Below are 12,839 nucleotides of genomic sequence, written 5' to 3' on the forward strand. Positions count from 1 at the left end.
GACAAGATAAACCCCGTTGGCATCTGCGAGCGGGGAGTGTTTCAGGAGGCCAACATGCTGCACATCTTCTGCCCTTACTGTGGCGAACTGCGCTCCGAAGAGGAATTCCACGCCAAGGGCCAGGCGCACATCGCTCGCCCGCTCGATCCCGATGCCTGCAGCGATGCAGAGTGGGGCGAGTACATGTTCTTCCGCGACAACCCGCGTGGTATCCACCACGAGCTGTGGGTGCATGCGGCCGGTTGCCGCAAGTATTTCAATGTCACCCGCCACACCGTGACCTACGAGATTCTCGAGACCTACAAGGTCGGCGAGAAGCCTTCGGTCACCGCAGCCGGGGCCCCCGACAAGCAAGTCGTGGCAGAAGGAGTAACGGCATGAGTCAGGTCAATCGTCTTGCCAAGGGCGGTCGCATCGACCGCAGCCAGGCGCTGAGCTTCACCTTCAATGGCCAGACCTATCAGGGCTTCGCCGGCGACAGCCTGGCCGCCGCGCTGCTGGCCAACGGCGTCGACATCGTCGGCCGCAGCTTCAAGTACTCGCGCCCACGCGGCATCGTCGCTGCGGGCGCGGAAGAGCCCAATGCCGTGTTGCAGATCGGCTCCAGCGAGGCGGCGCAGATCCCCAACGTGCGTGCGACCCAGCAGGCGCTGTACAGCGGCCTGGTGGCCAACAGCACCAATGGCTGGCCGAGCGTCAACACCGACCTGATGGGCATCCTCGGCAAGGTTGGTGGCGGCATGATGCCGCCCGGTTTCTACTACAAGACCTTCATGTATCCACAGAACCTGTGGATGACCTACGAGAAGTACATCCGCAAGGCCGCAGGCTTAGGCCGTTCGCCCACCGAGGTCGACCCGGATATCTACGACCAGCTCAACCAGCACTGCGACGTGCTGATCGTCGGCGCCGGCCCTGCCGGTCTCGCCGCCGCGCTGGCGGCTGGCCGTAGCGGTGCGCGGGTGATCCTCGCCGATGAACAGGAAGAGTTCGGTGGCAGCCTGCTCGACACCCGCGAGACCCTCGACGGCAAGCCTGCCACCGACTGGGTGGCGCAAGCCATCGCCGAGTTGCAGGCCATGCCGGAAGTGACCCTGCTGCCCCGCGCCACGGTCAACGGCTACCACGACCACAACTTCCTCACCATTCACCAGCGCCTGACCGATCACCTCGGCGAAACCGCGCCGATGGGACAGGCCCGTCAGCGCATGCACCGCGTGCGTGCCAAGCGTGTGGTGTTGGCCAGCGGCGCCCATGAGCGGCCGCTGGTGTACGCCAACAACGATGTACCGGGCAATATGCTGGCTGGCGCCGTGTCGACCTACGTCCGCCGTTACGGCGTGGCACCGGGCCAGGAACTGGTGCTGTCGACCAACAACGATTATGCCTACCGCGTGGTGCTCGACTGGCTCGATGCCGGTCGCAAGGTGGTTGCTGTCGCCGATGCACGCAGCAACCCGCGTGGCGCCTGGGTCGAGGAAGCACGTGCCCGTGGCGTGCGCATTCTCACCGGCAGCGCGGTGATCGAAGCGCGCGGCAGCAAGCGCGTCACCGGCGCGCGTATCTGCGCCATCGATGCCAAGGCACACAAGGTCACCAGCCCTGGCGAAGTGCTCGACTGCGACCTGATCGTCAGCTCCGGTGGCTACAGCCCGGTGGTGCACTTGGCGTCGCACCTGGGTGGTCGCCCCGAATGGCGCGAGGACATCCTCGGTTTCGTGCCGGGGCCGGGCAACGGCATCCAGCAGCGCATCGACGCGGGTGCGGTGAATGGCGTGTTCGCCCTCGGTGACGTGCTCGCCAATGGCTTCGAGGCGGGCGCCAAGGCAGCTGCCGAGGCCGGTTACAAGGCGGTTAGCGGCAGCCTGCCGCAGGTCGAGGCGTTGCACGAGGAGCCGATGCTGGCGCTGTTCCAGGTGCCGCACGACAAATCCACCGCGCGCGCACCCAAGCAGTTCGTCGACCTGCAGAACGACGTCACCGCCGCCGGCATCGAGCTGGCCACGCGCGAGGGCTTCGAGTCGGTCGAGCACGTCAAACGTTACACCGCACTGGGCTTCGGCACCGACCAGGGCAAGCTGGGCAACATCAACGGCCTGGCTATCGCCGCGCGTTCGATGGGCATCAGCATCGTGCAGATGGGCACCACCATGTTCCGTCCGAATTACACGCCGGTGACTTTCGGCGCCGTGGCCGGTCGCCACTGTGGTGAGCTGTTCGATGCCAAGCGCTACACCGCGATGCAGGCCTGGCATGTGAAGAACGGCGCCGAGTTCGAGGACGTCGGCCAGTGGAAGCGCCCCTGGTACTTCCCGAAAAATGGCGAGGACCTGCACGCAGCCGTGGCCCGCGAGTGCCTGGCCGTGCGCAGCAGCGTGGGCATCCTCGATGCTTCCACCCTGGGCAAGATCGACATTCAGGGCCCGGATGCGCGCGAGTTCCTCAACCGCGTCTACACCAACGCCTGGACCAAGCTCGATGTGGGCAAGGCGCGCTATGGCCTGATGTGCAAGGAAGATGGCATGGTCTTCGACGACGGCGTTACCGCCTGTCTCGGCGACAACCATTTCCTCATGACCACCACCACTGGCGGCGCGGCGCGCGTGCTGGAATGGCTGGAAATATACCACCAGACCGAATGGCCGGAGCTGAAGGTGTACTTCACCTCGGTCACCGACCACTGGGCGACCATGACCCTGTCCGGCCCCAACAGCCGCAAGCTGCTGGCCAAGGTCACCGATATCGACCTGGACAAGGACGCCTTCCCCTTCATGAGCTGGAAGGAAGGTCTGGTTGGCGGTGTGCCGGCGCGGGTGTTCCGCATTTCCTTCACCGGCGAGCTGAGCTACGAGGTCAACGTGCAGGCCGACTACGCTCTGGGCGTGTGGGAGCAGATCATCGAAGCCGGCAAGGAGTTCGACCTGACTCCCTACGGCACCGAGACCATGCACGTACTGCGTGCGGAGAAGGGCTTCATCATCGTTGGCCAGGACACCGACGCCTCGGTGACCCCGGACGATCTGAACATGGGCTGGTGCGTCGGCCGTACCAAGCCGTTCTCCTGGATCGGCAAGCGCGGCATGAACCGCGCCGACTGCCTGCGCGAAGACCGCAAGCAGCTGGTCGGGCTGAAACCGGTCGACCCGAATCAGGTGCTGCCGGAAGGTGCGCAACTGGTGTTCGACCCGAAACAGTCCATCCCGATGCAGATGGTCGGCCACGTCACCTCCAGCTACATGAGCGCGGCGATGGGTTACAGCTTCGCCATGGCGGTGGTCAAAGGCGGCCTCAAGCGCATGGGCGAGCGTGTGTTCGCACCGCTGGCCGATGGCAGCGTGATCGAAGCCGAAATCTGCAGCTCCGTGTTCTATGACCCGAAAGGGGATCGCCAGAATGTCTAACGTCAACGTCTACTCACAACGTCCCGCCGACATCGCCGGGCAATCGCCGCTGCACCACGCCGGCCTGCATGAGCTGGTCGGCAAGGGCCGCAAGAACGCCGGTATCACCCTGCGCGAGAAGAAACTGCGCGGGCATCTGGTGATTCGTGGGGATGCCAAGGACGCCGGTTTCTCCGGCGGTGTGCACAAGGCCCTGGGTCTGGAACTGCCGGTGGCGCTGACCCTGGTCGCCGACGGCGACACCTCGCTGCAGTGGCTGGGCCCGGACGAATGGCTGCTGATCGTGCCCGGCGGCAGCGAGTTCGAGGTCGAGCGCCGGCTGCGCGAAGCGCTGGATGGCCAGCATATCTCGGTGGTCAACGTCAGCGGCGGACAGACCCTGCTGGAGCTGTCCGGGCCGAAGGTGCGTGAGCTGCTGATGAAATCGACCAGCTACGACGTGCACCCGAGCAACTTCCCGGTGGGCAAGGCGGTGGGCACGGTGTTCGCCAAGTCCCAACTGGTGATTCGCCACACTGGCGAGGAGACCTGGGAGCTGGTGATCCGCCGCAGCTTCGCCGACTACTTCTGGCTGTGGCTGCAGGATGCCAGTGCCGAGTATGGGTTGGCGGTTGAGGCCTGAAGCTGAACCTGAGGTATACGCGGACAGCTCCCTCTTCCTCCCGGAGACGACTGCATGGAGCAGGAGGTAGGGGGCGCAGGATGCCAACGCTGAGGGGAGTTCGCTATTACGTGTGTCTGGCGTGGGTCTCACAAGCAGCCACGAACAACCCCCTCTCCCTCCGGGAGAGGGGTGGGGTGAGGGAAGGGGCAGACCGAGTTGTGTCGGATAGCCCTCACCCCCGGCCCCTCTCCCAAGGGAGAGGGGTGAACAGCAATGGAGTCTATTATGAGCCGCACCCCCGACACCTGGATTCTCACCGCCCATTGCCCGAGCGTGCTCGGCACCGTGGACGCGGTGACGCGCTTTCTCTTCGAGCAGCGCTGCTACGTCACCGAGCACCACAGCTTCGATGACCGGCTGTCCTCGCGCTTTTTCATCCGCGTCGAGTTCCGCCAACCGCAGGACTTCGACGAGGCCGCCTTCCGCGCTGGCGTTGCCGAGCGTCTGGCGCCCTTCGACATGCAGGTCGAGCTGACCCCGCCGGGCTACCGCGCCAAGGTGGTGCTGATGGTGTCCAAGGCCGACCACTGCCTGCATGACTTGCTGTATCGCCAGCGCATCGGCCAGTTGGCCATGGACGTGGTGGCGGTGGTGTCCAACCACCCGGATCTGGAACCGCTGGCGCGCTGGCACGGCATTCCCTACCACCATTTCCCGCTCGATCCGGCCGACAAGCCGGCGCAAGAGCGCAAGGTGCTGCAGGTGATCGAGGACACCGGCGCGGAGCTGGTGGTGCTCGCCCGCTACATGCAGGTGCTGTCGCCCGAGCTGTGTCGCCGGCTGGACGGCTGGGCGATCAATATCCACCACTCGCTGCTGCCCGGTTTCAAGGGCGCCAAGCCCTACCACCAGGCCTACCAGAAGGGCGTCAAGTTGGTCGGTGCCACGGCGCACTACATCAACAACGACCTCGACGAGGGGCCGATCATCGCCCAGGGCGTGGAGGCGGTGGATCACGCGCATTACCCGGAGGACCTGATCGCCAAGGGCCGCGATATCGAATGTCTGACCCTGGCCCGCGCCGTCGGCTACCACATCGACCGCCGTGTGTTCCTCAATGCCAACCGCACTGTGGTGCTCAACGCCTGAACACGAGGCTACCTGGCTGTAGGGTGGGTCGGGCGGCGCTCCGCTTCAGCCCACAGGCTTTTTCGGTAGGCTAAAGTGGAAGGCCGCCCGGCCCACCCTAGAGAAGGAGTCGCAACGTAAAACGCTATTTGGTGGGCTAAAGCCCACCCTACGGTAACAACGGTGCCATTTGTAGGGTGGGCTTTAGCCCACCAGGCGCAACGGAAGAACGTAATTGGTGGGCTAAGGCGGATCGCCGCTCGGCCCACCCTACGGAAACCGCCCTGCCAGGCTTTACCGGCGGTTTCCGGCAACAGATGCAACAAGCTCCAGTGCAAGGTCGCGCGGCCCGTCGGTCGCGTCTTGTGTCCACAACAAGAAAGGAGAGTTACGCATGTCTGGTAATCGTGGTGTGGTTTATCTCGGTACGGGCAAGGTCGAAGTGCAGAAGATCGACTACCCGAAAATGCAGGATCCGCGCGGCAAGAAGATCGAGCACGGGGTCATCCTGAAAGTCGTTTCCACCAATATCTGTGGCTCCGACCAGCACATGGTGCGTGGCCGTACCACCGCACAGGTCGGCCTGGTGCTGGGCCACGAGATCACCGGTGAGGTGATCGAGAAGGGCCGCGATGTCGAGCGTCTGCAGATCGGCGATCTGGTTTCCGTTCCCTTCAACGTCGCCTGCGGTCGCTGCCGCAGCTGCAAGGAACAGCACACCGGCGTCTGCCTGACCGTCAACCCAGCGCGTGCCGGTGGCGCCTACGGCTACGTCGACATGGGCGACTGGACCGGCGGTCAGGCCGAATACGTGCTGGTGCCCTACGCCGACTTCAATCTGCTCAAGCTGCCGGACCGCGACAAGGCCATGGAGAAGATCCGTGACCTGACCTGCCTGTCCGACATTCTGCCCACCGGTTACCACGGTGCGGTCACTGCGGGCGTTGGCCCGGGCAGCACCGTCTACGTCGCCGGTGCCGGCCCGGTCGGTCTGGCCGCCGCCGCTTCGGCGCGTCTGCTCGGCGCCGCCGTGGTCATAGTCGGCGACGTCAACCCGGTGCGCCTGGCCCATGCCAAGGCGGTGGGCTTCGAGATCGCCGACCTGTCCAAGGACACGCCGCTGCATGAGCAGATCGCCGAGCTGCTCGGCGAGCCGGAAGTCGATTGCGCCATCGACTGCGTGGGCTTCGAGGCCCGCGGTCACGGCCATGACGGCGCGCAGCACGAGGCCCCGGCCACCGTGCTCAACTCGCTGATGCAGGTCACCCGCGTGGCCGGCAAGATCGGTATTCCCGGCCTCTACGTCACCGAAGACCCGGGCGCGGTGGACGCGGCGGCGAAGATCGGCGCCCTGAGCATCCGCTTCGGCCTCGGCTGGGCCAAGTCGCACAGCTTCCACACCGGCCAGACCCCGGTGATGAAGTACAACCGCGCGCTGATGCAGGCCATCATGTGGGATCGCATCAACATCGCCGAGGTGGTCGGTGTGCAGGTCATCAGCCTGGACGATGCGCCGCGTGGCTACGGCGAGTTCGATGCCGGCGTGCCGAAGAAATTCGTCATCGACCCGCATAAGACCTTCAGTGCGGCGTGACGTCGTGACCTGGGCTTAGTCCCAGGCCGCTACCTTTCACGACAAAGGCGCAGTTGTTGGCGTCGTCTTTCGGGAGCCCGCAGGCTAATGCTGATCAGATAAGTTCGTCACCACCCCCTCCTACTTGCAGTAGAGGGGGCGCTTTTCGTAGGAGCCAGCTTGCTGGCGATGCTTTTTATGGCGGATCGCCGGCAAGCCGGCTCCTACAAAGATCGAGTGCAACGGCTTAACTGACTGGCATTAGCCTGCGGGCTCCCATTTTCTGTTACGTGCAATCACTGCCACTCGGCACGGATTTGCGCGATGCGCGCGTCCTTCTCCTGCCAGAGTTGAGTGACCCAGTCCTGCATGTACTGGCGAAATACCGGGTCGTTCTGGTAGTCGCCCTGCCACAGTTCGGCAGCCAGGTTGCGCGTCTGGATATCGACGATCACCTTGCCCACTTGGCCGCTGAGCAAGGCCCAGAAGCCAGGGGGATTGCCCTCGGGATAGACCAACGTAACGTCCAGCACGGCGTCGATCTGCTCACCCAATGTAGCGAGTACGAAGGCCACACCGCCGGCTTTGGGCTTGAGCAGGTAGCGGTAGGGTGATTGTTGCTGAGCCTGCTTGGCGGGTGTGAAGCGAGTGCCTTCGAGGAAGTTGACCACGGTCACCGGCAAGCGCTTGAACTTCTCGCAGGCGGCCTTGGTGATCTCCAGATCCTTGCCCTTCATGTGCGGGTTCTTGTCGAGGAAGGCCTTGGAGTAACGCTTCATGAAGGGGTAATCGAGCGCCCAGAAGGCCAGGCCGAGAAAGGGCACCCAGATCAGTTGCTGCTTGAGGAAGAACTTGAAGTAGGGCGTCCTGCGGTTGAAGGCCTGCACCAGGGCGGGAATATCGACCCACGACTGGTGATTGCTGATCACCAGGTAGGAGTGGTCTCTGCGCAGCTCGGCGTTGCCGCGGATGTCCCAGTGTGTCGGCGTCAGCAGGGCGAAGATGCGTTTGCAGTTCTCCGCCCAAAATTCGGCCACCCACATCACCCCGCGCGAGCAGGCATCGCGCGCCGCCTGGCCCGGCAGGACGAACTTGGCCAGGGCGATCAGCAGCAGTGGGCCGATCAGCAGCAGGGTGTTACCCAGCAGCAGAATGACATTGAGTAGACCGATCAACAGGGGGCGCATGGCAACTCCTTGGCAGGCGTGGACGCCGCATCATAAGCACCTGTTGGGTGTGGCTCAAAATCGTCACCAGTGGCCTATGGCCATTTTTTGTCAAAGCCCTGATGCGGGTCAGTGTGAAAAAACAGGGAATTATCCGACAATGACAAGGCCCAGCTCCCGGACTCCCTCGCCAACCCGTTCTGGATGATGTCGATGTTGAAACGCATTGCGGTGGCCGATCTGCGGATCGGTATGTACATCCAGGAGTTTTGCGGATCATGGATGGATCACCCCTTCTGGAAGTCCAAGTTCATGCTCAGCTCGGAAAAGGATCTGGCCCGCATTCACAGCAGTGCGATCACCGAGCTGTGGATCGATGTCGGCAAGGGGGCTGATGTAGCCCCAGGTGTGCAGGCCACGACCGAAGAAGAGGCCGAATGCGAGGCCGAAGCGCGGCTGCTGGCCGCCATCGAGCCGCCCAAGGTCAAAGCCCTGTCGATGGAGCAGGAGCTGGAACAGGCCGTCAAACTCTGCGCGCGTTCCCGGCAGGCGGTCATGGAGATGTTTAACGATGCGCGCATGGGGCAGGCGCTGCAGTTCGAGCAGGCCGAGGCCCTGGTCGAGGAGATTTCCGAATCGGTTCTGCGTCATCCCAACGTGCTGATCAGCCTGGCGCGGCTCAAGCACAGCAACGAATACACCTACATGCACTCGGTTGCCGTATGCGCGCTGATGATCGCGCTGGCGCGCAAGCTCGGCTTGCCCGACGATGCCGTGCGTGAGGCCGGGCTGGCCGGGCTGCTGCATGACATCGGCAAGATGGCCGTCCCGCAGGAGCTGCTGGACAAGCCCGGCAAGCTTACCGACACCGAGTTCGCCAAGGTGCGCAAGCACCCGGAGGAAGGCGGCAGCATTCTGCTGGCGAGCAAACAGATCAGCGCGCTGGTGCTCGACGTATGCCTGCATCACCACGAAAAGGTCGACGGCAGTGGCTATCCTCACCGTCTGCAGGGTGACCAGATCAGCCTGATGGCGAAGATGGGCGCGGTCTGCGACGTGTATGACGCCATCACCTCGAACCGTCCCTACAAGCAGGGCTGGGACCCGGCCGAGTCGATCCGCAAGATGGCCGAGTGGAAGGGGCACTTCGACGAGGCCGTGTTCCAGGCCTTCGTCAAAACGGTTGGCATCTACCCGGTCGGCGCGCTGGTGCGCCTGCAGAGCGGGCGTCTGGCGGTGGTCATGGAGCAGAATCCCAAGGCGCTGCTGGCGCCCAGGGTCAAGGTGTTCTTCTCGACCAAGTCGCGCTTGCCGCTGCCGCAAAGCATCGTCGACCTGAGCAAGATTACCGACCAGGACCGTATCGTCGGGCGCGAGTCGGCCGAAGAGTGGGGGTTCGAGCGGCTCGACGAGTTGTGGAGTGGGATGGATCTGGAGGGGCGCGGCCGCTGAGACTGTGCTGCAAAAGCCATCTGTCGTCACTCCCGCTATGGCGTGAGCCCAGATGCTTTGCAGGTTTTGGATACCCGCTGCGCGGGCATGACGATTTTTTCAGTGTTTCCCTGACGGCGTGCGGGTGAGGCTGGGCGAGGCTTCGCCGTGGTCGCTGATGAAGTGCGCTCGCTGTCCAATCGCACCCAGGACTCGACCCAGGAAATCGCCCAGACCGTGGACAACCTGCAGCGCGTGGTTGGACAGTCGGTCACCCTGATGGAAGAAGCCTGCAGCCAGGCCGACGGCGACATCGGCAGCGTGCTGGCCATGGGTGATGAACTGCAGAACATCGTCGACTCGGTGCAGCGCGTCAGCGACCGACTGGCGCAGATCGCCACGGCTGCCGAGCAGCAGGCGGCCACCGCCGATGAGGTCAGTGGCAATATCCAGCAGGTCGATCAGGCCGCCGGACAACTGCTCGATGGCGCCCAGGCCGTGAGCAGCGCTGCCGAGCAACTGCGCCTAGGCAGCGAAAGGGCTGGTGCAGAATATACCGGGCGCTTCACCCTCAGCTGAAGCCAGGGAAAGATTGCAGAGGTCGTCATGATCCACGCAGGCGGGCGCCCGGAATATCCGGGTTGCTGTCGCCGATAAACGGCTTGTAGAACATTACCGGGCTGACCTGGCTGGCCAACTCTGCTAAAAACACTGCAAACAACGCGGAGCCCCCAGCATGAAAACGGTTGCCGAACTGCTCAGAACCAAGTCCAACACCTTTCTCTACAGCGTCGACGCGGACGACTCCCTGCTCGATGGGCTGCGCATCATGGCGGAAAAGGGCGTTGGTGCGCTCGTGGTGCTCTCCGGCGGACGTATGGTCGGCATCGTCAGCGAGCGCGATTACGTGCGCAAGGCGGCACTGGCCGACCGCTCGATGCTGGATGCCAAGGTCAACACGATCATGACCCGTGAGGTGATCAGCGTCAGCCCGCGTGACAATCTGCAATATTGCATGCAACTGATGACCGAGCGTCGCCTGCGTCACCTGCCGGTGCTGGCCGAGGGCGAACTGATTGGCCTGCTGTCCATCGGTGACCTGGTCAAGGAAACCATTGCCGAACAGGCCGACCTGATCCGTCAGCTGGAGCAGTACATCCGCGGCGAGATTCCCTGAGCGCGTAGCCCAATGCAATCCGGGAAGTCGTCCGTTCACTCCCCCGGATTCCATCCGTATATGGACTCCTCCCGTTTTGCCAGTTGCGTAGGGCGGGTGCAACCCGCCAACCACCCCTGACGGGCTGCCCCAGTCCTACGCTATCGCCCGCTTGATGCATGATCCGGCCCCCGGCAGTCTGCCGCTGTTGCCCAACAGGTGCAGGACGCCCGATGCCGCAGATACTCGTAGACGAAGACTAAGCCGCGATTGCCGATACGCTGGTCTATGCCCTGCAGGCTGAAGGCTTCGTCACGCACTGGTCGAGCCTGGGCGGCGAGGCGCTGACGCTGCTGGAAAATGGCGCCTTCGACCTGGCCATTCTCGACGTCGGTCTGCCCGATATCAGCGGCTTCGAAGTGTGCAAGCGCCTGCGTCTCTTCTCCGAACTACCGGTGATCTTCCTCACCGCGCGCAGCGAGGAGATCGACCGCGTGGTGGGTCTGGAAATCGGCGCCGACGACTACGTGGTCAAACCCTTCAGCCCGCGTGAGGTCGCCGCCAGGGTCAAGGCCATCCTCAAACGCGTGGCGCCGCGTGAAGCACCAGCAGCCAGCGCGCCGAGAACCTTTCAGATCGATGATGCCGCCTTTCGCATTCACTACCATGGCCAGGCCCTGAGCCTGACCCGCCACGAATTTCGCCTGCTGCGCACGCTGCTCGGCCAGCCACGCCGGGTCTATGCGCGCGAGCAATTGCTCGATGCCCTCGGCGTGGCCAGTGAGGCCGGCTACGAGCGCAACATCGACAGCCATATCAAGAGTGTGCGCGCCAAACTGCGCGCCATCGCCCCGCGCGAAGAGGCGATCCAGATGCATCGCGGCCTGGGCTACAGTTTCGAAGCGGGGGGCCTGAGTCATGCCACTTGGCGTACGCATCGTCCTCGTCTACTTCCTCTTCGTCGGCCTGGCCGGCTGGTTCGTGCTGAGCACGGTGATGGACGAGATTCGCCCGGTGTACGCCAGAGCACCGAGGAGGCGCTGGTCGACACCGCCAACCTGCTGGCCGAGATCCTGCGTGACGAGGTCAAGGCCGGCACCCTCGGCGAGGGCCGCCTGAACGACGCACTGGAGGCCTATGGCCGGCGCCAGCCCAGGCCAGCATCTGGGGGCTGACCAAGGCCGAGGTCAACCACCGCATCTACGTCACCGACGCCCAGGGCATCGTCCTGCTCGACTCCACTGGCCTGGCGGTCGGCCAGGATTATTCGCGCTGGAACGATGTGCTGCTGACCCTGCGCGGCCAGTACGGCGCCCGCTCGACCCGCGAAGACCCGGACGATCCCGACTCTTCGGTGATGTATGTCGCCGCACCTATCAGGGATGGCGAGCAGATCATTGGCGTGGTCTCGGTGGCCAAACCCAACCGCACCCTGCAGCCCTATATCGAGCGCTCGCAAACGCGTCTTGGCTGGCTCGGTGCCGGGTTGATCGGCCTTGGCCTGTTGATTGGCGCGGGGCTGTCCTGGTGGCTCAGCGCCGCACTGGGCAAGCTCACTCGCTATGCCCAGGCGGTCAGCGAGGGGCAGCGCGCCGAGGCGCCCACTGTGCGCGGCGGCGAACTGGGGCAACTGGCCAAGGCGGTGGAGCGCATGCGCACCGAGCTGGAAGGCAAGGCCTACGTCGAGCGTTACGTGCACACCCTGACCCACGAACTGAAGAGCCCGCTGGCCGCCATCCGCGGCGCCGCCGAACTGCTCGACGGCGACATGCCGGCCGAGCAGCGCCAGCGTTTCGTGGCCAATATCCAGCAGGAAAGCGCACGCCTGCAGAACCTGATCGAGCGGTTGCTGCACCTGGCGCAGGTGGAGCAGCGCCAGGGCCTGGAAGAGCGCGTTGCCGTGCCGCTGGCGGCGCTGGTAGACGAACTGCTGCAGGCGCAGCAGGCACGCATCACCGCCGCCAATCTGCAGATCGAACAGGCACTGCCTACCGGCATCGAGCTGCGCGGCGAGCGCTTCCTGCTGCGCCAGGCACTGGCCAATCTGCTGGACAACGCCCTCGACTTCACTCCGCCAGGCGGGCGCATCCGCATCGCCGCCGAGCGCCAGGACGAGCGCGTGACGCTGCGTCTGTTCAACCAGGGCGAAGCCATCCCCGGCTACGCGCTGGCACGCCTGACCGAGCGCTTCTACTCCCTGCCGCGCCCCAACGGCGGCCGCAAGAGCACCGGCCTGGGCCTGAACTTCGTGCAGGAGGTGGCCGAGCTGCATGGTGGCGAGTTGCAGATCGGTAATGTCGAAGGCGGTGTGGAAGTACGTCTGACACTACCCGCGTAGGCAGCGCTGCTGTTGCCTTGTGGGAGGGGCTTTAGCCGCGAC

Annotated in this window: 8 protein-coding genes and 3 pseudogenes; 10 read left to right on the forward strand and 1 reads right to left on the reverse strand. The window is 64.2% G+C overall.

Annotated features, from left to right (window positions below; translation table 11 throughout):
* Positions 1–54: 54 nt before the first annotated feature.
* The 5 genes from PSOLE_RS08810 to fdhA all read left to right on the forward strand — a co-directional run bounded on the left by PSOLE_RS08810 (position 55) and on the right by fdhA (position 6,727).
* Complete coding sequence (locus tag PSOLE_RS08810; RefSeq protein WP_074855399.1) at positions 55–381, forward strand: sarcosine oxidase subunit delta; 327 nt, start codon at positions 55–57, stop codon at positions 379–381.
* Positions 378–3,401: a sarcosine oxidase subunit alpha gene (locus PSOLE_RS08815; RefSeq protein ID WP_074855400.1), complete on the forward strand. Its 3,024-nt coding sequence runs from the start codon at positions 378–380 to the stop codon at positions 3,399–3,401. The genes PSOLE_RS08810 and PSOLE_RS08815 overlap by 4 nt, the downstream gene beginning before the upstream one ends.
* Positions 3,394–4,023, forward strand: coding sequence for a sarcosine oxidase subunit gamma (locus PSOLE_RS08820; RefSeq protein WP_074855401.1), 630 nt, complete (start codon positions 3,394–3,396; stop codon positions 4,021–4,023). Before PSOLE_RS08815 ends, PSOLE_RS08820 begins: the two co-directional genes overlap by 8 nt.
* Positions 4,024–4,290: 267 nt before the next feature.
* Entirely contained in the window at positions 4,291–5,154 is an 864-nt protein-coding gene (gene purU / locus PSOLE_RS08825) for a formyltetrahydrofolate deformylase (protein ID WP_074855402.1), read from the forward strand.
* Between the two features lie 373 nt (positions 5,155–5,527).
* Positions 5,528–6,727, forward strand: a complete 1,200-nt coding sequence (fdhA, locus tag PSOLE_RS08830; RefSeq protein ID WP_074855403.1) for a formaldehyde dehydrogenase, glutathione-independent — start codon at positions 5,528–5,530, stop codon at positions 6,725–6,727.
* Positions 6,728–7,002: 275 nt separating this feature from the next.
* On the opposite strand, the gene PSOLE_RS08835 is transcribed toward fdhA, so the two are convergent.
* Entirely contained in the window at positions 7,003–7,893 is an 891-nt protein-coding gene (locus PSOLE_RS08835; RefSeq protein ID WP_074855404.1) for an acyltransferase, read from the reverse strand.
* Between the two features lie 192 nt (positions 7,894–8,085).
* Between PSOLE_RS08835 and PSOLE_RS08840 the strand changes: the two genes are divergently transcribed.
* From PSOLE_RS08840 to creC, 5 genes and pseudogenes are all read left to right on the forward strand, one after another.
* Positions 8,086–9,324: an HD-GYP domain-containing protein gene (locus PSOLE_RS08840; protein ID WP_074855405.1), complete on the forward strand. Its 1,239-nt coding sequence runs from the start codon at positions 8,086–8,088 to the stop codon at positions 9,322–9,324.
* Positions 9,325–9,441: 117 nt separating this feature from the next.
* Positions 9,442–9,882: pseudogene (locus PSOLE_RS08845) on the forward strand (methyl-accepting chemotaxis protein); the annotation flags it as partial.
* A 157-nt stretch (positions 9,883–10,039) separates the two neighbouring features.
* A complete protein-coding gene (locus tag PSOLE_RS08850; protein ID WP_003463876.1) occupies positions 10,040–10,480 on the forward strand; it encodes a CBS domain-containing protein in 441 nt (146 codons plus the stop codon).
* Between the two features lie 248 nt (positions 10,481–10,728).
* Positions 10,729–11,358: pseudogene (creB, locus tag PSOLE_RS08855) on the forward strand (two-component system response regulator CreB); the annotation flags it as partial.
* A gap of 19 nt (positions 11,359–11,377) precedes the next feature.
* Positions 11,378–12,797: pseudogene (creC, locus tag PSOLE_RS08860) on the forward strand (two-component system sensor histidine kinase CreC).
* The last annotated feature ends 42 nt before the right edge of the window (positions 12,798–12,839 follow it).

Source organism: Pseudomonas oleovorans subsp. oleovorans, from assembly GCF_002197815.1.
GTDB classification, from domain to species: domain Bacteria; phylum Pseudomonadota; class Gammaproteobacteria; order Pseudomonadales; family Pseudomonadaceae; genus Aquipseudomonas; species Aquipseudomonas oleovorans.

Bases quoted from the DNA above. Each gene is read 5' to 3' on its own strand.
- PSOLE_RS08820 (WP_074855401.1), top strand. From the start codon at position 3,394: ATGTCTAACGTCAACGTCTACTCACAACGTCCCGCCGACATCGCCGGG.
- purU (WP_074855402.1), top strand. From the start codon at position 4,291: ATGAGCCGCACCCCCGACACCTGGATTCTCACCGCCCATTGCCCGAGC.
- PSOLE_RS08850 (WP_003463876.1), top strand. From the start codon at position 10,040: ATGAAAACGGTTGCCGAACTGCTCAGAACCAAGTCCAACACCTTTCTC.
- PSOLE_RS08815 (WP_074855400.1), top strand. From the start codon at position 378: ATGAGTCAGGTCAATCGTCTTGCCAAGGGCGGTCGCATCGACCGCAGC.
- PSOLE_RS08810 (WP_074855399.1), top strand. From the start codon at position 55: ATGCTGCACATCTTCTGCCCTTACTGTGGCGAACTGCGCTCCGAAGAG.
- PSOLE_RS08840 (WP_074855405.1), top strand. From the start codon at position 8,086: ATGTTGAAACGCATTGCGGTGGCCGATCTGCGGATCGGTATGTACATC.
- fdhA (WP_074855403.1), top strand. From the start codon at position 5,528: ATGTCTGGTAATCGTGGTGTGGTTTATCTCGGTACGGGCAAGGTCGAA.
- PSOLE_RS08835 (WP_074855404.1), bottom strand. From the start codon at position 7,893: ATGCGCCCCCTGTTGATCGGTCTACTCAATGTCATTCTGCTGCTGGGT.